The sequence below is a fragment of the Paraoerskovia marina genome (genome assembly GCF_900105445.1).
Taxonomy (GTDB): Bacteria; Actinomycetota; Actinomycetes; order Actinomycetales; family Cellulomonadaceae; genus Paraoerskovia; species Paraoerskovia marina.
On the sequence record NZ_LT629776.1, the window covers coordinates 1,940,537 to 1,961,534 of the forward strand.

The 20,998-nt window shown below is 70.8% G+C and carries 21 protein-coding genes and 1 tRNA gene; 5 read left to right on the forward strand and 17 right to left on the reverse strand.

The window, feature by feature from the left end; genetic code table 11:
* Positions 1–12: 12 nt before the first annotated feature.
* The 17 genes from BLU20_RS08705 to BLU20_RS08785 form a co-directional block, all read right to left on the reverse strand.
* Entirely contained in the window at positions 13–738 is a 726-nt protein-coding gene (locus BLU20_RS08705; RefSeq protein WP_083372279.1) for a B3/B4 domain-containing protein, read from the reverse strand.
* Positions 731–1,291: a helix-turn-helix domain-containing protein gene (locus BLU20_RS08710; protein ID WP_331713051.1), complete on the reverse strand. Its 561-nt coding sequence runs from the start codon at positions 1,289–1,291 to the stop codon at positions 731–733. The genes BLU20_RS08705 and BLU20_RS08710 overlap by 8 nt, the downstream gene beginning before the upstream one ends.
* Before the next feature lie 159 nt (positions 1,292–1,450).
* The gene (locus BLU20_RS08715; RefSeq protein ID WP_231959167.1) at positions 1,451–2,068 is read right to left on the reverse strand and encodes a nucleotidyl transferase AbiEii/AbiGii toxin family protein; all 618 of its coding nucleotides are present in this window, start codon (positions 2,066–2,068) and stop codon (positions 1,451–1,453) included.
* A complete protein-coding gene (locus BLU20_RS14185) occupies positions 1,986–2,303 on the reverse strand; it encodes a nucleotidyl transferase AbiEii/AbiGii toxin family protein (RefSeq protein WP_157270413.1) in 318 nt (105 codons plus the stop codon). The genes BLU20_RS08715 and BLU20_RS14185 overlap by 83 nt, the downstream gene beginning before the upstream one ends.
* On the reverse strand, positions 2,300–2,836 hold the full coding sequence (locus tag BLU20_RS08720) for a type IV toxin-antitoxin system AbiEi family antitoxin domain-containing protein (protein WP_083372281.1): 537 nt from the start codon (positions 2,834–2,836) through the stop codon (positions 2,300–2,302). The genes BLU20_RS14185 and BLU20_RS08720 overlap by 4 nt, the downstream gene beginning before the upstream one ends.
* Positions 2,837–3,560: 724 nt before the next feature.
* Positions 3,561–3,634, reverse strand: a tRNA-Pro gene (locus BLU20_RS08730).
* 95 nt (positions 3,635–3,729) lie between these two features.
* Entirely contained in the window at positions 3,730–5,253 is a 1,524-nt protein-coding gene (gene der / locus BLU20_RS08735; RefSeq protein ID WP_083372283.1) for a ribosome biogenesis GTPase Der, read from the reverse strand.
* A gap of 67 nt (positions 5,254–5,320) precedes the next feature.
* Positions 5,321–5,977 (reverse strand): lysophospholipid acyltransferase family protein, encoded by a 657-nt coding sequence (locus tag BLU20_RS08740; RefSeq protein WP_083372284.1) that lies wholly within the window; start codon positions 5,975–5,977, stop codon positions 5,321–5,323.
* On the reverse strand, positions 5,974–6,693 hold the full coding sequence (gene cmk, locus BLU20_RS08745) for a (d)CMP kinase (RefSeq protein WP_083372285.1): 720 nt from the start codon (positions 6,691–6,693) through the stop codon (positions 5,974–5,976). The genes BLU20_RS08740 and cmk overlap by 4 nt, the downstream gene beginning before the upstream one ends.
* 45 nt (positions 6,694–6,738) lie before the next feature.
* Positions 6,739–7,101, reverse strand: a complete 363-nt coding sequence (gene aroH / locus BLU20_RS08750; protein WP_083372286.1) for a chorismate mutase — start codon at positions 7,099–7,101, stop codon at positions 6,739–6,741.
* A gap of 10 nt (positions 7,102–7,111) precedes the next feature.
* Positions 7,112–7,921 carry a pseudouridine synthase gene (locus BLU20_RS08755; RefSeq protein WP_081829754.1) on the reverse strand — a complete coding sequence of 270 codons (810 nt, stop codon included), beginning with the start codon at positions 7,919–7,921 and terminating at the stop codon, positions 7,112–7,114.
* The gene (scpB, locus tag BLU20_RS08760) at positions 7,921–8,601 is read right to left on the reverse strand and encodes an SMC-Scp complex subunit ScpB (protein WP_083372287.1); all 681 of its coding nucleotides are present in this window, start codon (positions 8,599–8,601) and stop codon (positions 7,921–7,923) included. Before scpB ends, BLU20_RS08755 begins: the two co-directional genes overlap by 1 nt.
* A complete protein-coding gene (locus BLU20_RS08765; RefSeq protein ID WP_231959168.1) occupies positions 8,598–9,446 on the reverse strand; it encodes a segregation and condensation protein A in 849 nt (282 codons plus the stop codon). Before BLU20_RS08765 ends, scpB begins: the two co-directional genes overlap by 4 nt.
* Position 9,447: 1 nt before the next feature.
* A complete protein-coding gene (locus BLU20_RS08770; RefSeq protein ID WP_081829769.1) occupies positions 9,448–10,263 on the reverse strand; it encodes a ParA family protein in 816 nt (271 codons plus the stop codon).
* A 135-nt stretch (positions 10,264–10,398) separates the two neighbouring features.
* The gene (locus BLU20_RS08775; RefSeq protein ID WP_231959169.1) at positions 10,399–12,054 is read right to left on the reverse strand and encodes a GMC family oxidoreductase; all 1,656 of its coding nucleotides are present in this window, start codon (positions 12,052–12,054) and stop codon (positions 10,399–10,401) included.
* Positions 12,055–12,116: 62 nt separating this feature from the next.
* Positions 12,117–13,058, reverse strand: coding sequence for a site-specific tyrosine recombinase XerD (gene xerD, locus BLU20_RS08780; RefSeq protein ID WP_083372290.1), 942 nt, complete (start codon positions 13,056–13,058; stop codon positions 12,117–12,119).
* A gap of 3 nt (positions 13,059–13,061) precedes the next feature.
* Positions 13,062–13,964, reverse strand: a complete 903-nt coding sequence (locus BLU20_RS08785) for a heme o synthase (RefSeq protein WP_231959365.1) — start codon at positions 13,962–13,964, stop codon at positions 13,062–13,064.
* A gap of 378 nt (positions 13,965–14,342) precedes the next feature.
* Here BLU20_RS08785 and tkt point away from each other — a divergent pair, with 378 nt between their 5' ends.
* The 5 genes from tkt (at position 14,343) to pgl (ending at position 20,933) form a co-directional block, all read left to right on the forward strand.
* Complete coding sequence (tkt, locus tag BLU20_RS08790) at positions 14,343–16,454, forward strand: transketolase (RefSeq protein ID WP_083372292.1); 2,112 nt, start codon at positions 14,343–14,345, stop codon at positions 16,452–16,454.
* A gap of 74 nt (positions 16,455–16,528) precedes the next feature.
* Positions 16,529–17,653 carry a transaldolase gene (tal, locus tag BLU20_RS08795; protein ID WP_083372293.1) on the forward strand — a complete coding sequence of 375 codons (1,125 nt, stop codon included), beginning with the start codon at positions 16,529–16,531 and terminating at the stop codon, positions 17,651–17,653.
* A gap of 49 nt (positions 17,654–17,702) precedes the next feature.
* Complete coding sequence (zwf, locus tag BLU20_RS08800) at positions 17,703–19,244, forward strand: glucose-6-phosphate dehydrogenase (protein WP_029253362.1); 1,542 nt, start codon at positions 17,703–17,705, stop codon at positions 19,242–19,244.
* 34 nt (positions 19,245–19,278) lie between these two features.
* Positions 19,279–20,193: a glucose-6-phosphate dehydrogenase assembly protein OpcA gene (gene opcA / locus BLU20_RS08805; protein ID WP_029253361.1), complete on the forward strand. Its 915-nt coding sequence runs from the start codon at positions 19,279–19,281 to the stop codon at positions 20,191–20,193.
* On the forward strand, positions 20,193–20,933 hold the full coding sequence (pgl, locus tag BLU20_RS08810; RefSeq protein WP_083372295.1) for a 6-phosphogluconolactonase: 741 nt from the start codon (positions 20,193–20,195) through the stop codon (positions 20,931–20,933). Before opcA ends, pgl begins: the two co-directional genes overlap by 1 nt.
* The last annotated feature ends 65 nt before the right edge of the window (positions 20,934–20,998 follow it).

A 20,998-nucleotide genomic window follows, 5' to 3' on the forward strand; every position in this document is an offset into this window, starting at 1 on the left:
GGACCGGCCGGTTCACGGGGTCACCAGGCGTCTCGACACCTGGACATTCTCGCCCAGGCTCGTCAGCGCTTCCTCCAGGGCGTCACCGGCGGCGTGCAACTCGTCGTCGGCGACGGGGGCGAGTGCGTCGAGGATGAACAGCGCGTTGCAGGTTGTATCGGTCAATGCGGTGCGGTGGCCTTGTCGCCAGTTCCACCTGCGGCAGGTCACTCCGGCAGCGTCGCACCAGACAACCTCGCCGGGCTCGGGGTGCTCGATAGCGGCTTCGCCGTTCGCGGACGTGCCGAAGACTTCGTCTCCGATGGCACGGATCAGCCGCGCGGGGCCGTCGTATCGATCGAGGTCCTCTCCGCCGAGGGGGATCTGGTGCAGAACCGAGATCGAGTTGTAGATGTCGGTGAGCGCGTTCACTCGGGGCAGCCCGTTGACGGCGCGTCGGGTGAGCGCCTCGAGGCTGTTGCGTGTCCGCTGTGGCTTCGCGCCGAATGCGCGGTAGGCGTCGCGCCACGAGGCAATGCCGGGCAACTCTTCTGCGGGCGATTCCGCGAGAAGATCCCGGGCGTGGGCTTCGGCCCCAGCTATGAGGCCGTCGACAACGTCATCGCCTTCACCCCACGCGGCCGGCGCAAGACCATCCGCCACGAGCAGCAGGGCACGGTAGTCCGGGCGCAGTGCGAACACGTCAACTTCGACGGTGCAGGCATTGAGGAAGGCCTCAGCCGCGGTGGACTCAGGCATCGGGGGTCACCATTCGGTGCGCGGTGCCCACGTCTGGCTCAAACACGGCCAGCGAGAAGCGGGCAGGGGAAGCGGTCGTGTTGACATACGCGTGGGGGGCATCGCCGTAGAAGGACAGGGCATCGCCGGACGCGAGCTCGTAGCGTTCACCGTCGACCTCGAGCACCAGCGCACCCTCCTGGACGTGAAGGAGCTCCCGGGTACCGTCGCTGTGCGCCTCGCTGTCGTGGCGGTCACCGGGTGCGAGCGTCCAATCCCACAACTCGACCACATCCGGCGGCTCGGTACCAGCGACGAGCACACCTCGACCACCGCCGTCGCCAGTCCACAGCACAGCCCCTCGACCGGACGGGGTGAGCTTCGCGGCGCGCGGTGTCGGAGGTTCCACCAACGCGGGAAGTCCCACCCCGAGCGCGTCCGAGAGCCGCAGAAGCGTTCCCACGCTCGGGTTCACGGCGCCCTGCTCGACATTGACGACCATGCGTCGGCTCACGCCAGCAAGTGCGGCAAGCTGATCGAGGGTCCAGCCGCGCTCCTTGCGTTGCTGCTTCACACGCGCTCCAATCGCACGCGCCAACGACTCTGCACCCACATCCATGGAGTGCAGAATAGTGCACTAAGCGGGCATAGTCGAGGTAGCGCCAACCCCGGCATCAGCAAGGGTTCGCACACCGCCCGTGAGCCATGTTGTCGCTCGACAGGTGAAGGGGCCCTACCGGTGTTCGGGCCCGTGCGCGAAGACCGGGTCGAGGATCGCAGCTACTCGCGCGACCTGCTTGTCCAGATTGGCCTCACAGTTCTCCTCGAGTTGTTGTTTGCGTCTCCACGCAGTCCACTTGGCCTGCGCCATCGCCCGATAGCCTTGCAAGTGTGGCGACACTGGCTCCAAGGTGACCTGCCGACAACGGGCGACGGCTCGCGCCGAGCGCAGGAGCTCTTCGGCGTCGTACCCGCCCTCACAGAGTTGGACGATGTCCACGTAGTCACGCCAGCGGGTGCTGGTGATGCCGCGCTCGAGGATGGTGACACCCTTTTCCGCGATCGCGGTCTCCTTGGCGTAGCCGAGCATCTCGATCGGCTCACCGATGACACGTGGCACAGCGATCTTGCGCGGTGCGGGCACGATCGGATCACCCATCGACACGTCCAGCGCCATCACCGTGCGGGCACGCCCGACGGTGGCATCAACCCTCAGCCGCAGTCCGGGATAGTCGCCGACTCCCTGATCTCCTGGACCCGGAGCGCGGTCAGGTCGAACTCGACACCGTCGTCGGACTCGACTGCTGCGATCGCCGCGAACACACGGCCAGGCCTTCCGCGGTGACGTCACTGCTCACGGCGTTCATGTCGACGTCCTTGGTGGGACGACGTGCGCTGTAGACGGCCAGGAGGATTCCGCCCTTGAGGACGAACTCGTCGGCGTGCTCGGTGAGGGTGAGCCGATGCAGGAACGACTCGAGGACGTGGCGCGTGACGTACTCCGCGGTGGGCGGCCGCTTCCCGGTTGCGGCGCCGGCACTGCGGGCGGCCGCTTGGAAGCGGTCGTAGGTCTGGTCGCCGCTCACGCGAGCAGCTCCAGCGCGTCGAGCAGCGGCTTCTTCGCGCGGGGCAGCGCGGTCGCGTACGGCAGGAGCACGGCCGGCTTGCCTCCGCGACGCAGCCACTCCTTGAGGGCGTCGCGTGCCGTCTCGTAGCCAGTCTGGCCGCGCAGGCGGAAGGCGTCGGCGATGGACCGCTCGGGCGAGTACAGGCCGATCGTCAGGTCGGTGCCGGGGATCTCGATCTCCGTGCGGCCCAGATCGAAGGCGTCCCGGCCGAAGGTGTGCCACGCGATCGCGCCGTCGCTGGCGGGGATCCGGGCGCCCCGGTGGATCGCGATATCGATCTGAGAGGGGATGTCGTCGATGAGGTCATGGTGCGCCAGCGCGGAGATGAGGCAGATGGTCGCCTCCGGTCTGCGGGTGACTGCTTCGATCTGATCCCAATCGCCCGCTGAGACATGGGCCGGCAGGTAGATGCCGCGCGCGATCCGGCGCAGCTGCCCACGCTGGAGGGCACGATGCGTTCGGGCGCGCGCCGCGCCTGAGGCTGGAGCCATGAATGCCGCCCTCCCGCGTAGTAACGATATGTACACAGATCACGTTAGCAGTAAGCGTTTCGTTACACCAGGCATCCGGCGTCTCCATCGTCGAGCAGTCGGTAGCGCTCACATGCCGAGGTGTCGGCTCGAGGTCGTCTGCATCTGCGTGATGGGTCGGATGTATGAATTCACTAGCGTGGCCAGGTCGCGGTGGCATTCCTCGACCAGCAGGGGGCGTGCCCGTCGGCGGGGTGCGTCACCGAGAATGCGGCGCAATCCCCGACGGACCCGTCTGACCAGTTCGCAGTCGGTGGGGTCGTCCACGCCCGCGACTCCGTGACGGTGGGCGATGACGGCGAGGGTGCAGGTGACCATGCCGCTGGTCATACCGCGCTCAGCCTGCGAGGTGATGTACGCGCAGACGACCTCGGGGGCGGCCGGGCGTGGAGTGTATTCGCGCTCGGCGCAGTAGCGCTCGAATCCACGCCACGCCGAGGCGTAGGTGGTCGACGTGTCGCGGGCGCGTGATGCGCCTCGATCGCAGTGTCGATCCGTGCCACGTCCGCCGGAGTGAGCCCCACCGGGAGGGCTCGTGGTGCGCCGCCTGCTGTCAGCCATGAAGTCATACGTTCAGGTCAGCAGGGCGATGCCAGTCGTCACAAAGATGACAATTCGATGGCTGGGTCATGATTCCACCGACAAGAAAGTCCTGGAAACCCGTGAGTTTCCAGGACCTTCACCGTCGGGCTGACAGGATTTGAACCTGCGACCCCTTGACCCCCAGTCAAGTGCGCTACCAAGCTGCGCCACAGCCCGAGGGACCCGTCGAGACGAGCCCCTGGCCCCGCAGGGCCAACGGAAATACTACCCCATTCTCGACCCCGGGAAGCACACCGGCGCCGAGACGGTCGTCACCGCCGACGCTTCTCGCGCACGCGAACGGAGATCTCGATGGGCGAACCCTCGAAGCCGAACTCCTCGCGGAGGCGGCGCTCGACGAAGCGGCGGTAGCCGGCCTCGATGAATCCCGTGGCGAACAGGACGAACCGCGGCGGACGTGTCGACGCCTGCGTCGCGAAGAGGATCCGCGACTGCTTGCCCCCGCGCAGCGGGTGCGGGTGTGCGGCGACGAGCTCGCCGAGGAAGGCGTTGAGCCGGCCCGTCGGGATCCGCTGGTCCCAGGAGTTCAACGCACGCTCGAGCGCCGGCACCAGGCGCGAGGTGTGCCACCCGGTCAGCGCGGAGACGTTGATCCGCGGCGCCCACTGGACCTGGACGAGGTCACGCTCGAACTCGCGCTCGAGGAACTTGCGGCGGTCCTCGTCCATCAGGTCCCACTTGTTGTAGGCGATGACCAGCGCACGGCCTGCGTCGACGACCTGGGAGATGACGCGCGTGTCCTGCTCGGTGAGCTGCTCTCCGGCGTCGAGGAGCACGACGGCGACCTCCGCCTTCTCGATCGCGGCACGGGTGCGCAGGGAGGCGTAGAAGTCGGCGCCACGCGTCTGGTGCACGCGACGGCGGATTCCCGCGGTATCGACGAACCACCACGGCTGGTCGCCGAGCACGATCAGCTCGTCGACCGGGTCGCGCGTCGTGCCGGCCATCTCGTCGACCACGACGCGCTCGGAGCCCGCCAGCTTGTTGAGCAGCGACGACTTGCCGACGTTCGGGCGCCCGACGAGGGCCACGCGGCGCGGGCCGTCCGGGCGCAGCGCGCCATGCTCGGAGACCTCGGGGAGCACCTTCATCGCGGCGTCGAGCAGGTCGCCGACGCCGCGTCCGTGCAGGGAGGAGACCGGGTACGGCTCTCCTAGGCCGAGGTTCCACAGCACGAGGGCGTCGGCCTCGCCGGAGGCACCGTCGACCTTGTTGGCGCACAGCACCACGGGCTTGCCGGCACGACGCAGCAGTCGCATGACCCGCTCGTCGGTGTCGGTGATGCCGACGGTCGCGTCGACCACGAAGACGACAGCGTCCGACAGCGAGATCGCCACCTCGGCCTGCTCGGCGACGCGCGCGTCGATCCCCGCGACGTCGACCTCCCACCCGCCGGTGTCGACGAGGGTGAAGTTGCGCCCGGCCCACTCGCCCGGGTAGCTCACGCGGTCGCGCGTGACACCCGGCTTGTCCTCGGTGACCGCCTCGCGGCGTCCGAGGATTCGGTTGACGAGCGTGGACTTGCCGACGTTCGGGCGTCCGACGATCGCCAGGACCGGCAGCGCGCCCTGCTCGGGCGCGTCGTCGAAGTCCTCACCGTCGGAGTCGAGCAGCGCCAGGTCCTCCTCGGCGAGCTCGTACTCCTCGAGCCCGGCGCGCAGGGCACGCTCACGGGAGGCGTCGTCCACGTCGGGCTCGAAGGCGTCGACGCCCTCGGGGGCGTCGTCGATCGGGCTCTCGGGGGCAGGCGAGACGGAGTCGTCGGGGTTGGTCATGCCCTCATTCTCCCAGGCTTCGACGGGTGCGCACGACACTTGTGGTCAGATGTGTCCGACGGCGCTCCTACCGGTCTTCCGGCAGCGCCGTCCCGCTCGAGGACACCGTGGCCCGCACGTGCTCCGCGAGCGCCCGCCGGAGCTGTTCGTTGGCGTCGTGCAGGGCCGCGCGCCCGCTCGTCCCGGGCGCGCGTTCGACGGTCGTCGGCGCGCCGAACGAGACGAGGAGGCGACGACGCGGGCCGGGGACGTGACCGGGACCCTCGCCGGTGCGTCGTGTGCCGAGCACGGCGCACGGCACGACCGGCGCGCCGGTGTGCAGTGCGAGCCACGCCACGCCGGCGCGGCCCGACTCGACGGTGCCGCTGCCGCGGTTGCCCTCGGGGAAGATGCCGACCGCGTCCCCGCGCTCCAGCACCTCCCGCGCGCTGTGCAGGGCGGCGCGGCCGGACTCACGGTCGACGGGGATCTGGCCCGCGGCGCGCAGGACGACACCGACGGGGCCGTGGAACATCTCCTGCTTGACCAGGATGTGCAGGGGCCGGGGGGCGGTGCCGAGCAGAAGCGGACCGTCGACGATCCCGGTGTGGTTGGCCGCGACGATGACGGGTCCGTGGGCGGGGACGTGGGAGCGCCCGTCGATCCGGGTGTTCCACAGCCCGTGGGCCAGCGCGCGCCCGACCCACCGGGACCATGCGGGCCCGGACGGTGCGGGTGCGCTCACCTGTCTGCGGTGACCTGCTCGATGACGGCGAGCACGGCGTCGACGGTCTGCTCGAAGCTGAGCGCCGAGGAGTCGACGGTCGCGACGCCGTCGGCGGCGACGTGGAACGAGGAGACGGTGGCGTCGTCGGAGTCGCGGCGCAGCACCTGGTCGCGCGTGGCCTCGACCTGGGCGACACCGGCCTGTCCGTGGATCTCGAGCGCGCGGCGGGCGAGCCGCGCCTCCTCGGAGGCGGTCAGCAGGAGGCGTGCGTCCGCGCCGGGCGCGACGACGGTGGTGATGTCCCGCCCCTCGGCGACGATGCCGCGACCGCCCGAGAACCCGCCGTCGGACCGCTCCGCGTCGATCGCCGCACGCTGCAGCCGGCGCAGCTCGTCGCGGACCTCGAGGTTCGTCGCGACGGCGGAGACCGCGGCGGAGATCTCCGTGGTGCGGATCGGCTCGGCGACGTCGGTCCCCCCGACGTGCACGCCAGGCGCCTTCGGGTCGACGCCCATCACGAGCGGCATCGCACGGACGGCTGCGGCCACGGCGTCACCGTCCACGAGAGCGACGCCCTGGTCGAGGCACCACCACGTGGCGGCACGGTACATCGCGCCCGTGTCGAGGTAGGCGAGCCCGAGCCGGGACGCCACGGCACGCGAGACGCTGGACTTGCCCGATCCGGAGGGACCGTCGACGGCGACGACGAGGGGACGGGTGGGCGTTTCGGGCACGGTGACTCCAGGTCGGTGACAGGCGGTGGATGTTCGAGAGGAAGACTACTGCGCGAGGTCGCGACGCAGCACCGCGGCTCCGCGCAGGTACACGTGACGGACGTCGGCCCGCGGCACGTCGGTCTCCACGTGCGCAAGAAGACGGACGACGCGCGGCAACGAGCCGGGGACGGCGATCTCGACCGCACACATCAGCGGGACGTCCCCCAGCCCGGCAGCGCGTGCCGCCGCCGCCGGGAAGTCGGAGACCAGGTCCGGCGTCGCCGTGAAGAACACCGAGATCAGGTCCTCGACCCCGAGGTCGTTGGCACGCAGGACCTCGTCGACGAGCTCGGTGGTCCGTGCGGCCATGTGCTCGCGGTCGTCGACGTCGAGCTGGACCGCGCCGCGGATCGCGCGCACGCTCATGCGGCGGCGCTCACAGCCCGACCTCGGACATCAGCGTGCCGAGCTCCGTCTTGCCGAGCACGCGCGTCGCCCCCGGACGAAGGTTGCCCAGGCGCACGGGACCGACCCGGGTGCGCACCAGGGAGGTGACGGGGTGGCCGACCTCGTCGAACATCCGACGCACGACGCGGTTGCGCCCCTCGTGGATGACGACCTCGACCAGGCTCTGCTGCGGCGTCGTGTCGACGACCTTGTACGCGTCGACCTTGACGACGCCGTCCTCGAGCTCGACGCCGTGCTGCAGCGTGTTCGCGAGCCCGCCCTTGACGCGCCCCTGGACGGTGGCAAGATACGTCTTCGCGATCTCGTACTTGGGGTGGGCGAGACGGTTGGCCAGCTCGCCGTCGTTCGTCAGCAGGAGGAGGCCCTCGGTCTCGGCGTCGAGACGGCCGACGTGGTACAGGCGCTCGGTGCGGTCCTTGACGAACTCCGCCAGCGAGGGTCGCCCCTCCGGGTCGTCCATCGTCGAGATGACACCGAGCGGCTTGTTGAGCGCGATCGTCACGGCGCTCTGGTCGAGCTGGACCCGCATGCCGTCGACGTGGATCACGGCGGTCGCGGGGTCCACCCGGACGCCGAGCTCCATCGCGGGGACGCCGTCGACGAGGACACGACCGTCGGAGATGAGCTGCTCGCAGGCACGGCGCGATCCGAGGCCCGCTCCTGCGAGGATCTTCTGCAGGCGCACGCCGTCCGGGTCGTGGACGTCACGCTGGGGCGTGCGCGACCGCGCCTGGCTGCGCTGGGCGCGGGTCGGGCGGCGGGGTGGCTGGGGGCTCATCAAAGGTCCTTCGTGTCGTCGGACGCCGCGAGGGCGCGTGGTGCACGTGGGACGGCGGTCAGGCCGTCCACGCCGTCGAGGTCGTCGACGTCGGGCAGGTGCGGGGCGATGGGCGGCAGGTCGTCGAGGCTCGCAAGGCCCATCCGCTCCAAGAAGTAGCTCGTCGTCCCGTACAGGACGGCGCCGGTCGCTGGATCCTGACCGACCTCGGCGACGAGACCTCGTGTAGACAGGGTACGCATGACGGCGTCCACGTTCACACCACGGACCGCGGAGACCTGCCCCCGCGTCACCGGCTGTCGGTACGCGACGACGGCGACGGTCTCGAGCGCCGCCTGGGTGAGCCTGGCCGTCTGACCGTCGACGACGAAGGCGCCGACGACGTCGGCGAACACCGGCGAGGAGTAGACGCGCCACCCTCCGCCCGCGGCGCGGACCTCGAACCCCGACGGACGCGAGCCTTCCTCGCCGCGATACTGCGCCGCGAGCTCGTGCAGGGTCCGTTCGACCTCGATCTCGGGCACCTGCAGGACCGAGGCGAGACGCACCGCGCTGATCGGCTCGTCGACCACCATGAGGACCGCCTCGACCGCCGCGCGGAGTCCGCCGGGACGCTCGACGACCGGCGTGCGGGTCTCCGACGAGTCGTCCGTCACGTCGTCCGTCTGCTCCACCGTCATCTCTCCTCCGTCGTCGCCGGCCCGACGCCGTCCGTCGTGTCGAACTCGTCCGTCACCTCGACATCGGCCGAGTCCGCCGCCCAGCGGACGGTCAGCTCCCCGAGCGGGGTGACCTGGTCGAACCCCACCGCACCCTGGCGGAACAGCTCCAGCAGCGCAAGGAAGCGCGCGACCACCACGGGCGTGTCCTCGCCGGCGACGAGCGACCGGAACGTCAGCGCTCCTGCCTCACGGAGCCGGTCCGCGACGAGCCCGGCCTGCTCCCGGACGGAGACCGCCGACCCGTGCAGGTGCGCGACGTCGACCGTCGGAGGTTCCGGCGGCGGCGCGAGCGCCGCCGCCGCGATCTCGGCGAGCCGCTCGGGGCCCGTGCGCCACACCAGCTCGGGCAGCAACGCCGCCAGGTGCGGCTCGAGCGGCACGACCCGCGGGTACCGGAGACTCGCCTCCGCGTAGCGCGCGCCGAGGTCGCCCGCGACGACCTTGTACGCGCGGTACTGCAGGAGCCGGGCGAACAGCAGGTCCCGTGCCTCGAGCAGCTCGAGGTCCTCCCGGTCCTCCACGTCGCCCGTGGGCAGGAGGCGTGCCGCCTTGAGGTCGAGCAGCGTCGCCGCCACGAGGAGGAACTCGCTGACGGCGCCGAGCGTCCACCGGCCCGTCGACTCCGCGGCCCGCGTGTGCGCGATGAACTCGTCGGTGACCCTGGCGAGGGCGATCTCCGTGATGTCGAGACGGTGCTTGGCGATCAGGGACAGCAACAGGTCGAAGGGGCCCTCGAAGTTGTCGAGGTGGACCTCGAACCCGCCGTCGGTCGGCGGCGACTCGACGGCGGTCGTGCTCGCCACCTCAGGCAGCGTCGCCGCGCGAGACGAGCTCGCGCGCGAGCCGACGGTAGGAGTCGGCACCCGGGTGGTCGGGGGCGTAGGCGGTGATCGGCTCGGCCGCCACGGAGGCGTCGGGGAACTTCACGGTCCGCCCGATGATCGTGTACAGGAGCCGGTCGCCGAAGGCTTCGTAGACCCGGGCGACGACCTCGCGCGAGTGCAGCGTCCGCGCGTCGTACATCGTCGCGAGGATGCCGTCGATCTCCAGACGCGGGTTCAGCCGGTCGCGCACCTTGTCGATCGTCTCCACGAGCAGGGCCACCCCGCGCAGCGCGAAGAACTCGCACTCGAGCGGGATGACGACGCCGTGCGCCGCGGTCAGGGCGTTGACCGTGAGCAGGCCGAGAGACGGCTGGCAGTCGATGAGGATGACGTCGTAGTCGTTCTCCACGTCGCGCAGCGCCCGGGACAGGACGGTCTCACGGGCGACCTCGCCGACGAGCTGGACCTCGGCCGCCGAGAGGTCGATGTTGGCGGGGATCAGGTCGAGTCCTTCGACGCCCGTGCGCACGAGCACGTCGGCGGCACTCGTCCCTCGCTCCATCAGCAGGTTGTAGACGGTGTGGTCGAGATCGTGCGGGTTCACGCCCAGTCCGACCGACGCCGCGCCCTGGGGGTCGAAGTCGACGATGAGGACCTTGCGGCCGTACTCCGCGAGCGCCGCCGCGAGGTTGATGGTCGTCGTCGTCTTGCCGACGCCGCCCTTCTGGTTGCACATGGCGATGATGCGGGCAGGGCCGTGGCTCGCGAGCGGTGCCGGGACCGCGAAGTCGGGCATCTCGCGCCCGGCCGCGTCGGTGGGGACGGTCGGCGTGTCGACCGCGGGCGTCGTGGTCTCACTCGGGCTGCTCACGCTCGTCACGCTACACCGGCAGTCTCGGGTCGCCACGGGTGGCGGTCGGCGTGCCGTCGATCATTCCGCATGCCGAATTCCTCTGAGCAGGTCGGCCGCCTTCTCCCCGATCACGATCGACGGGGCGTTCGTGTGCCCGCGGATGATGGTGGGCATGACCGAGGCGTCGGCGACGCGGAGCCCGTGCACGCCGCGGACCCTGAGCTCCTCGTCGACGACGGACGTGCCGTCGGTCCCCATGCGCGCGGTACCCACCGGGTGGTAGAGCGTCTGGGCGTTGTCCACGAGTGTCGCCTCGGCGCGCTCGGCCGCGGTCAGCATCTCGCCGCCGACGGGCTGCACGTACACGCCGGTCGTCCGTTCCCGCAGCGCGGGCGCCGCGAGCAGCCTCTCGCACTCGGCCAGTCCGGCGAGGAGCGCCGCCCGGTCGCGCCCGTCGGGGTCGCTGAGGTACCGCGGGTCGATGGCGGGCTTGTCGAACGGGTTCGCGCTGCGCAGCGAGACGGTCCCCACGCTCTCGGGCTTCAGGAGGATCGCCCCGAGCGTGAGCGCGTGACCTGCGGGGGCGACGAGACCCTCCTTGACGAAGGCGACCGGGGCGAAGATCAGCTCGACGTCCGGCAGGGCGAGACCGTCGTGCGAGCGGATGAACCCGTAGGCCTCGGCGACGTTGGAGGTGAGCATGCCCTGCCGGCGCGCGAGGTACCGCAGCAGCTGAGCGGGTGTCTCCGCGTCGAAGAGGGTTCCTTCCGTCGCCTCGACGGCCATTCCCGACAGAAGGTGGTCGCGCAGGTTCTTCCCGACCTCCGGGCTGTGGGCGACCACGGGGATCTCGTGCGCCTCCAGCTCGGCGCGGTCACCGATCCCGGAGAGCAGCAGGAGCTGTGGCGTGTTGACCGCTCCCCCGCAGAGGACGACCTCGCGACGGGCACGTGCCACCTCGGTCCGGCCCCGGTGCGCGTACTCGACGCCGACGGCGCGGCCGTCCTGGACGACGACGCGCGTCGCCTGCGCGTCGGTCACCACCGTCAGGTTGGGCCTGCGCGCGGCAGGCTTCAGGTAGGCGTCGGCGGCACTGAACCGGGCTCCGCGGTGCTGGGTGACCTGCGTCTGGCTGAACCCTCGTTGATCCGCCGCGTTGCCGACGACGACGGGATGTCCGGCGTCCGCCGCGCCGCGGAGGAACGCCGCGGTGTGGGCGCTGGGACTGCGCTGCGCCTCGATCCGCACGGGCCCCTGCCGACCGGCGAGGTCCGCGTCGTCGTGCAGCACCTCGGGCGCGACCCCCTCCACCCGGCGGAAGTACGGCGAGAGACTCTCCCACGACCAGCCACGTCCGGCCGCGACACCCCAGTCGTCGTAGTCCTCCGAGAATCCACGCACCCACATCATCGCGTTGATGGACGAGCTTCCTCCGAGCACACGCCCTCGCGGCCAGTACACGCGTCGACCACCGAGCCGGTCCTGCGGCTCGGTGTCGTAGTTCCAGTCGACGTCGGAGCGGAAGAGCTTGGAGAAGGCCGCCGGGACACCGATCTCCCGCTTCGTGTCGCGGGGCCCTGCCTCGAGGAGCAAGACCGTGACGGACGGATCGGCCGTGAGCCGGGCGGCGAGGGCCGACCCGGCTGATCCAGCCCCCACGACGACGTAGTCGTGCGGCCGGGCGGCGAGGGACCGGGGCTTGCTGCGAAGCGGCATCTGTTCTCCTGTGAACATGCCAGCAGTGTGACCGACGTCTCCGGCTTGGACCACCACGGCGCGCCGTCCGTCGATCGACGCTAGTCGTGCGCGCGTGGGTGCGCCGACGCATAGACCTCGCGGAGCGTGTCCGGCGTGACGAGCGTGTAGATCTGGGTCGTCGTGACGGAGGCGTGGCCGAGGAGCTCCTGGACCACCCGCACGTCGGCGCCGCCCGCCAGGAGGTGCGTCGCGAACGAGTGCCTCAGCGTGTGCGGCGAGATCTCGTGCGGCAGGCCGGCCCGCTCGGCGGCGACCCGCAGCACGGCCCAGGCGCTCTGCCGGCTCAGCGGCGCTCCCCTCGTGTTCAGGAAGATCCGCGGCGTTCCCCGTCCACGTGCGGCGAGCTCGGGCCGCGCGCGGACGAGGTAGGCGTCCACGGCGCGCCGGGCGAAGGAACCCACCGGGACGACGCGCTCCTTGCTGCCCTTGCCGAGCAGTCGAACCGCGCCCACCTCGAGGTCGACGTCGTCGACCGACAGGTTCACGGCCTCCGAGATCCGGGCCCCCGTGGAGTAGAGCAGCTCGAGCAACGCGCGGTCGCGCAGGGGCACCGCGCCGTCACCGATCGAGGACGCGTCGAGAAGCCGCTCGACCTCCGACGTCGAGATCGCCTTCGGGAGGCGACGCGCCTGGCTCGGACCACGCAGATCCACGGCGGGGTCCGGGGTCCCGTCCTCCGCGGAACAGAAACGGTGGAACCCGCGGACCGCGGCGACCGATCGGGCCGTCGACGCCGGTGACAACGGCCGGCCTCCGTCGTCGCCCGTGCGCAGGTTCGTCACGAAGGCCGAGAGATCCTCGGCCGTGACGTCCTCGGCACGGCGTCGACCCGACGCGACCAGGTGCGCGAGATACCGCTCGAGGTCGCGCCGGTAGGCCGCCAGCGTGTTCGCCGACAGTCCGCGCTCGACCCGCAGGTGCGCGAGATACGTGGACAGCGCCTGCTCCAGCGCAGAGGCCGTCCCGCCGTCGGCGCCCACCGGTCAGAACGGCAGGAAGACGTCGACCGCCACCATCGCGAACAACGCGGAGAGGTAGGTGATCGACGCGTGGAAGACCTTCATCGGCTCCAGCTTGCCCCGGCTCGGGTCGTTGGCCCGTCGCAGCAGGCGGATGCACAGGCCGAGGAACCAGGCCCCGAGCCCGGCGGCGACCACCGCGTAGGCCCAGGTCATCCCGGCGAGCGGAACGAGGGCGAGGGAGCAGGCGATCATCGCCACGGTGTGCGCCAGCATCTCCCGAGCGACACGCTTGGAGTCCGCCACGACCGGGAGCATCGGGACGCCGGCGTTCGCGTAGTCCTGCTTGAACTTCACCGACAGCGGCCAGTAGTGCGGTGGCGTCCAGAAGAAGATCACGCCGAACAGCGCGAGCGCCGACCAGCTCAGTCCCCCCGTCACCGCGGCCCAGCCGATGAACACCGGCATGCACCCGGCGATCCCGCCCCACACGATGTTCTGCGACGTGCGGCGCTTGAGGATCATGGTGTAGCCGACGACGTAGATCGCGATCGCGGCGAACGTCAGCCAGGCGGCGGCCGAGTTGACGAAGAGCTGGAACCAGAGCAGGGAGACCACGCCGAGCACGGTGGCGAAGACCAGGCCGGCTCTCGGCGTGATCTCGCCGGTCACGAGCGGGCGACGCTTGGTGCGGTTCATCACGCCGTCGATGTCGCGGTCGATGTAGCAGTTGAACGCGTTCGCCGAGCCGGCCGCGAGCGCCCCGCCGACCAGCGTGATCAGCACGAGCCCGAAACCGGGGAAGCCGTCCGCGGCGAGGATCATCGTCGGGACCGTGGTCACGAGGAGAAGCTCGATGATGCGGGGCTTCGTCAGTGCGACGTACGCCCCGATCCGACGACGGACGACCGCCCAGTCGGACGACAGATCGCGGGCCCCGTCGGAGGTGCGGGTTTCACCTGAGGGCTGGCTCGTGGTCGTCACGCGGTGATCGGTCCGTTCTGGGTGGAAGCGGTCGGAACCCCCATCGTACGGCCCATGCACAGCAAAGCACCCCTCCGACGGCGACGGATCGTGTGATCCACCTCGCCCGTGCACGGCCGGGTGGTCCGGTCGACGCCGATACGTCCGCACTCCGCACCACGGTCCACTCCACGGGCGACCGGTCCTCCCAGGACCAGCGCGTATAGGGTGGTGGGGACGACGACGCCGGTTCACCCTGCCCCGAAGGGTCGGGCGAACGCGGTCGTCCCCCCGCTCAGGCAGACGGTCCGACCACACTGCGTCGGACGGGAAAGAGGTTCGGTGAACTCGTTCGACCCGGCAATCACGCCGCTGGACTGGTCAACGCTCGACGACCAGGCCGTGCGAAGCATCAAGGCACTCGCAGCCGACGCCGTGGAGAAGGTGGGTAACGGGCACCCCGGTACCGCGATCTCCCTGGCCCCTGCGGCCTACCTGCTCTTCCAGAAGACCATGCGGCACGACCCGGCCGACCCCGACTGGGTGGGCCGCGACCGCTTCGTCCTCTCGGCCGGGCACTCGTCGCTGACGATCTACCTCCAGCTCTTCCTCGCGGGCTACGGCCTCGAGATGGACGACATCGCCGCGCTGCGGACCTGGAACTCCGCGACACCCGGTCACCCCGAGTTCCGGCACACGCGCGGCGTCGAGATCACGACCGGCCCTCTCGGGCAGGGTCTCGCGTCCGCCGTCGGCATGGCCATGGCCTCCCGCCGCGAGCGCGGGCTGCTCGACCCTCACGCGGCGGCCGGAACGAGCCCGTTCGACCACCACGTCTACGTCATCGCCTCCGACGGCGACCTGCAGGAGGGCGTCACCTCCGAGGCCTCGTCGATCGCAGGTCACCAGCAGCTGGGCAACCTGGTCGTCATCTGGGACGACAACAAGATCTCGATCGAGGACGACACCGACATCGCGTTCACCGAGGACGTGCTCGCGCGCTACGAGGCGTACGGCTGGCACACCCAGCGCGTGGACTGGACCAACGGCGGCACGGGCTACTCCGAGGACGTCCAGGGGCTGGCCGCCGCGGTGGACGCCGCGAAGTCCGAGACCGGCAAGCCCTCGATCATCGCCCTGCGCACGATCATCGGGTACCCGGCACCGACCAAGCAGAACACCGGCGGGATCCACGGCTCGGCCATGGGCGCCGACGAGGTCGCCGGCATGAAGACGGCGCTCGGGCTCGACCCCGAGGCCTCGTTCGCGATCGCGGACGACGTCCTCGCCTACACCCGCGCCGTCGCCGAGCGCCAGCAGGACGAGCGCGACGCATGGGACACGGCGTACGCCGCCTGGCGCGAGGCCTCCCCCGAGAACGCCGCGCTCCTCGACCGCCTGCGCTCGCACACGCTGCCCGAGGGCTGGACGGACGCGCTGCCGGAGTTCGAGCCCGGCAAGGGCATCGCCACGCGTGCCGCCTCCGGCAAGATCCTCTCGGCGCTCGCCGACGTCCTCCCCGAGCTCTGGGGCGGTTCGGCCGACCTCGCGGGGTCGAACAACACGACCATGGACGGGGCCGAGTCGTTCGTCCCGATCGAGCACGCCACGGCGAAGTTCCCGGGCAACGAGTACGGGCGCACGCTGCACTTCGGCATCCGTGAGCACGCGATGGGTTCGATCCTCAACGGCATCGTCCTGCACGGGCTCACGCGTCCGTACGGCGGGACGTTCCTGCAGTTCTCGGACTACATGCGTGCGGCCGTCCGGCTCGCGGCGCTGATGGGCGTCCCGTCGACGTTCGTCTGGACCCACGACTCGATCGGTCTGGGCGAGGACGGCCCCACGCACCAGCCCGTGGAGCACCTGGCCGCGCTGCGCGCCATCCCGGGCCTCGACGTCGTGCGTCCTGCCGACGCGAACGAGACCGCGTGGGCGTGGCGCACCATCCTCGAGAACACCGACAACCCGGCCGGGCTTGTCCTGACCCGCCAGGGAGTACCGACGTTCGACCGTGGCCCCGAGGCCATGGCGGACGCCTCCGGCGTCGCACGCGGCGGGTACGTCCTCGCGGACAGCGAGGGGACACCGGACGTCGTGCTGATCGGCACCGGCTCCGAGGTCCAGCTGGCCGTCGAGGCACGCGAGATCCTCGCGGGCGAGGGAGTCAACGCGCGCGTCGTCTCCATGCCGTGCCGCGAGTGGTTCGACCAGCAGGACGCCGACTACCGCGACTCCGTGATCCCGGGCGGGGTCCGGGCGCGGGTCTCGGTCGAGGCCGGGGTGGCCCAGGGCTGGCGTGAGATCGTCGGCGACGCAGGCCAGATCGTCTCGCTCGAGCACTACGGCGCGTCCGCCGACGCCGCCACGCTCTTCCGCGAGTTCGGCTTCACCGCCGAGGCGGTCGCCGAGGCCGCCCGCACGTCCGTCGCCCGCGCGGGCGACAACGCCTGACGGACCGTAGATTGCCCGGTGGCGAGGTGGGTTCACCTCGCCACCGGGCACACCTATTCGAAGGAGCGCGCGAGATGACGCAGAACGACTCGACCACACAGAACCCGCGGACCCAGGCCCTGAGCGACGCCGGGGTCGCCGTCTGGCTCGACGACCTGTCGCGCGAGCGCCTGCGCTCGGGCAGTCTCGCCCGCCTCGTGGCGGAGCACAACGTCGTCGGCGTGACCACGAACCCGACCATCTTCGCCGGCGCGCTCTCGGAGGGCGACGCGTACGACGCCCAGCTGGGCGACCTCGCGGGCACCGACGTCGAGACGGCGGTCGAGAAGATCACCACGGACGACGTCCGCAGCGCTGCCGACGTGCTGCGCCCCGTGTACGACGCGACCGGCGGCATCGACGGACGCGTGTCCATCGAGGTCGACCCCCGGCTCGCCCACGACGCCGACGCGACCGTCGAGACCGCCCGGCGCCTGTGGTCGACGGTCGACAGGCCGAACATCTTTATCAAGATCCCCGCCACCGTCGAAGGCCTGGACGCCATCGAGCGTGTGACCGCGGAGGGCATCAGCGTCAACGTGACCCTGATCTTCTCCCTCGAGCGGTACGTGGCCGTGATGGACGCCTACGCGTCCGGTCTCGAGGCGGCGCGGGCGAACGGGATCAACCTCTCCCCCGTCGCGTCCGTGGCGTCGTTCTTCATCTCTCGGGTCGACGCCGCGATCGACCCGCTCCTGACGGCCGTCGGCACACCCGAGGCCATCGAGCTGCAGGGCCGGTCGGCGATCGCGAACGCTCGACTGGCGTTCGCGGCGTACGAGCAGTTCTCCGCGAGCGACCGCTGGCAGGACCTCGCCGGCACCGGCGCCAACCCCCAGCGGCCGCTGTGGGCCTCGACCGGGGTCAAGGACCCGAACTACCCCGACACGCTCTACGTGGACCAGCTCGTCACCCGGGGTGTCGTGAATACGATGCCCGAGAAGACGCTCGACGCCTTCGCCGACCACGGTCAGGTGTCCGGGGACACCGTCACGACCCTCTACGGTGACGCACGGACCGTGCTCGCCGAGCTCTCGGACGTCGGGGTCTCGCTCTCCGACGTCACCGACCGGCTCGAGTCGGAGGGCGTCGAGAAGTTCGAGACCTCCTGGTCGGAGCTCCTTGAGACGGGTCGCTCGGGGCTCGAGAGCAACCGCTAGCCTTCGTCCGCACCCGCACCAGCCCGCCCCACCTGATCGGAGACCACCGGTGCCACCGGCCACCATCACCGCCAGCACGAACCCTCTGCGCGACTCCCGTGATCTTCGCCTGCCGCGCATCGCCGGCCCGTGCGGGCTCGTCATCTTCGGCGTCACCGGGGACCTCGCCCGCAAGAAGCTGATGCCGGCGGTCTACGACCTCGCCAATCGTGGTCTCCTGCCGCCGGGCTTCGCGCTGACAGGGTTCGGCCGTCGCCCCTGGTCGGACGAGGACTTCGCGGAGGTGGTCCGCGACGCGGTGGTCGAGCACGCCCGTACACCGTTCGACGAGTCCACGTGGGAGCAGCTCGCCTCGGGCATCCGGTTCGTGCAGGGCGAGTTCGACGACCCCGACGCGTTCACACGCCTGAGGGAGACGCTCGAACAGCTCGACGCCGACCAGGGTACCAGCGGGAACCACGCCTTCTACCTCTCCGTCCCGCCGTCGGCCTTCCCCGTCGTCTGCACCCAGCTCGCGCAGTCCGGTCTCTCCCGTGCGTCGGACGGATCGTGGCGCCGGGTGGTCATCGAGAAGCCGTTCGGCCACGACCTCGCCAGCGCGCGCGAGCTCAACGACGTCGTCTCGGAGGTCTTCGCGCCCGAGGACGTCTTCCGGATCGACCACTACCTCGGCAAGGAGACGGTCCAGAACCTGCTGGCACTGCGCTTCGCCAACCAGCTCTACGAGCCGATCTGGAACTCGCACTACGTCGACCACGTCCAGATCACGATGGCCGAGGACATCGGGATCGGGAGCCGCGCCGGGTACTACGACGGCATCGGCGCCGCGCGGGACGTCATCCAGAACCACCTGCTGCAGCTGCTCGCCCTGACCGCGATGGAGGAGCCGGTCTCCTTCGACGCCGACGAGCTCCGCACCGAGAAGATCAAGGTGCTCAACGCCGTCCGCCTCCCCGAGGACCTCGCGCTCCACACCTCCCGTGGCCAGTACGCCGCGGGCTGGCAGGGCGGGTCGGAGGTCGTGGGATACCTCGACGAGGACGGGATCGACCAGTCCTCGGCGACCGAGACCTACGCCGCCATCCGGGTCGACATCGACAACCGCCGCTGGGCCGGGGTGCCGTTCTACCTCCGCACCGGCAAGCGTCTCGGCCGACGGGTCACCGAGATCGCCGTGGTGTTCAAGAGCGCCCCGCACCTGCCGTTCGAGTCTTCCGTGTCGTCCGAGCTCGGACAGAACGCGCTCGTCATCCGCGTCCAGCCCGACGAGGGCGTCACCATCCGGTTCGGCGCGAAGGTTCCGGGCACGCTCATGGAGATCCGGGACGTCACGATGGACTTCGGGTACGGCCACGCGTTCACCGAGTCGTCGCCCGAGGCGTACGAACGCCTCATCCTCGACGTCCTCCTCGGAGACCCGCCGCTCTTCCCCAGCCACGAGGAGGTCGAGCTCTCGTGGCGGATCCTGGACCCCGTCACCGAGGCCTGGGCCGAGAGCGGCACGCCCGACCCGTACCGGTCCGGCACCTGGGGACCCGACTCAGCCAACGAGATGCTCGCACGCGACGGTCGCGTGTGGCGCCGTCCGTGACCGTCCGCCGTAGGCACCTCGAGGAGCAGCTCTCATGATCATCGATCTTCCCGACACCACGACGACGGCCGTGTCCAAGCGTCTCGTCGACCTCCGCGACGAGGGCGGAGCGGTCGCGCTCGGTCGCGTCCTGACTCTCGTCATCCAGACCTCCGAGCACGATCTCGAGGGCGCGGTGGACGCCGCGAACGAGGCGAGCCGCGAGCACCCGTGCCGCATCGTCGCCGTCGTGGACAGCGCACCCGAGGCCGACGCCCGCCTCGATGCCGAGATCCGCGTCGGCGGCGACGCCGGGGCGAGCGAGGTCGTCGTGCTTCGCACCAGCGGTGCGCTGCGAGAGCACCCGGACACGCTCGTCATGCCCCTCCTGCTCCCCGACGCCCCGATCGTCGCGTGGTGGTCGGGGACGGTACCCGAGTCCCCCGCCGAGGACCTGGTCGGCCGAATGGCGCACCGACGGATCACCGATGCGGTGAGCTGCTCGGACCCCCTCGCGGCGCTCGAGCGACTGCGCGCCAACTATCAGCCCGGCGACACCGACCTGGCCTGGACCAGGATCACGCTCTGGCGCGGCCTGCTCGCCTCGGCACTCGACGAGCCGCCGTACGAGCCGGTCACCAGGGTGTCGGTGACGGGACGTCCCGGACACCCGTCCGTCGACCTTCTCGCCGCCTGGCTCGGCCTGCGACTGGGCTGCCCCGCCACGGTCGAACGCCTCGAGGGCTCGCACGGCATCAGCCACGTCGAGCTGTTCCGCGAGTCCGGCTCGGTCGTGATCAAGCGCCCGGACGGCCGCAACGCGACCATCGAGCAGCCGGGGAAGCCTGCCCGGCACCTCGCCCTCCCCCTGCGCCGACGTCGTGAGTGCCTGAGCGAGGAGCTCCGGCGCCTCGACCCGGACGACGTCTTCGGCGAGGTCCTCACGCACGGACTGTCGGCGGTCGGCTGATGTCCACCCGATCCGTCGTCGTCCACCCGGATGCTGCCCTCCTCGCCAAGGCCACCGCGGCCCGCCTCCTGACGGCTGTTCTCGACCGCCAGTCGACCGCGCCTCGTGTCGACCTCTGCCTCACCGGCGGGACGGTCGGGATCCGTACGCTCGCAGAGGTTGCGCAGGACCCTGTCCACGAGGCGGTCGACTGGACCGGGGTTCACCTCTGGTGGGGGGACGAGCGGTTTCTCGCCGACGGCGACGGCGACCGCAACGAGACCCAGGCGCGCGCCGCCCTGCTGCGCGACCTGCCGGTCCCGGCGGAGAACATCCACCCGATCCCGGCCCGGTCGAGCTCCGTCCCGGACCCGGAGACGTCGGCCGCACTGTACGCCGACGAGCTCGCTGCCCATGCCCCCGACGGTTCGTCCGTCCCCGAGTTCGACGTCCTTCTTCTCGGCATGGGGCCCGACGCCCACGTCGCGTCGCTGTTCCCGGGGCACCCCGAGCTGAGCGCGAGCGGTTTCACCGCGCCGGTGCACGGGTCGCCCAAGCCGCCGTCGGAGCGCGTCACCCTCACCTACGCCACGATCCGCTCGGCGCGGCAGGTCTGGGTCGTCGCAGCCGGCGCGGAGAAGGCTGACGCCGTCGCGTCGTCCCTGCGTGGCGACGACGTGACCGTGGCTCCCGCGTCAGGTGCCTACGGCACCGAGCGCACTCTCTGGCTGCTCGACGCGGCTGCGGCGGGTTCGGCGTAGCAGGACGCCAACGACGTCACGTCGCAACGACGTCCGACGACGTGAGAAGGGCCCGCCCCATGTGG

What these genes read in the sequence shown, in the direction of transcription:
- pgl (WP_083372295.1), top strand. Translation starts at nt 20,193, where the DNA reads ATGTCCACCCGATCCGTCGTCGTCCACCCGGATGCTGCCCTCCTCGCC.
- BLU20_RS08705 (WP_083372279.1), bottom strand. Translation starts at nt 738, where the DNA reads ATGCCTGAGTCCACCGCGGCTGAGGCCTTCCTCAATGCCTGCACCGTC.
- BLU20_RS08720 (WP_083372281.1), bottom strand. Translation starts at nt 2,836, where the DNA reads ATGGCTCCAGCCTCAGGCGCGGCGCGCGCCCGAACGCATCGTGCCCTC.
- der (WP_083372283.1), bottom strand. Translation starts at nt 5,253, where the DNA reads ATGACCAACCCCGACGACTCCGTCTCGCCTGCCCCCGAGAGCCCGATC.
- BLU20_RS08775 (WP_231959169.1), bottom strand. Translation starts at nt 12,054, where the DNA reads ATGTTCACAGGAGAACAGATGCCGCTTCGCAGCAAGCCCCGGTCCCTC.
- aroH (WP_083372286.1), bottom strand. Translation starts at nt 7,101, where the DNA reads ATGAGCGTGCGCGCGATCCGCGGCGCGGTCCAGCTCGACGTCGACGAC.
- opcA (WP_029253361.1), top strand. Translation starts at nt 19,279, where the DNA reads ATGATCATCGATCTTCCCGACACCACGACGACGGCCGTGTCCAAGCGT.
- BLU20_RS08770 (WP_081829769.1), bottom strand. Translation starts at nt 10,263, where the DNA reads ATGCCCGACTTCGCGGTCCCGGCACCGCTCGCGAGCCACGGCCCTGCC.
- scpB (WP_083372287.1), bottom strand. Translation starts at nt 8,601, where the DNA reads ATGACGGTGGAGCAGACGGACGACGTGACGGACGACTCGTCGGAGACC.
- tal (WP_083372293.1), top strand. Translation starts at nt 16,529, where the DNA reads ATGACGCAGAACGACTCGACCACACAGAACCCGCGGACCCAGGCCCTG.
- BLU20_RS08755 (WP_081829754.1), bottom strand. Translation starts at nt 7,921, where the DNA reads ATGAGCCCCCAGCCACCCCGCCGCCCGACCCGCGCCCAGCGCAGCCAG.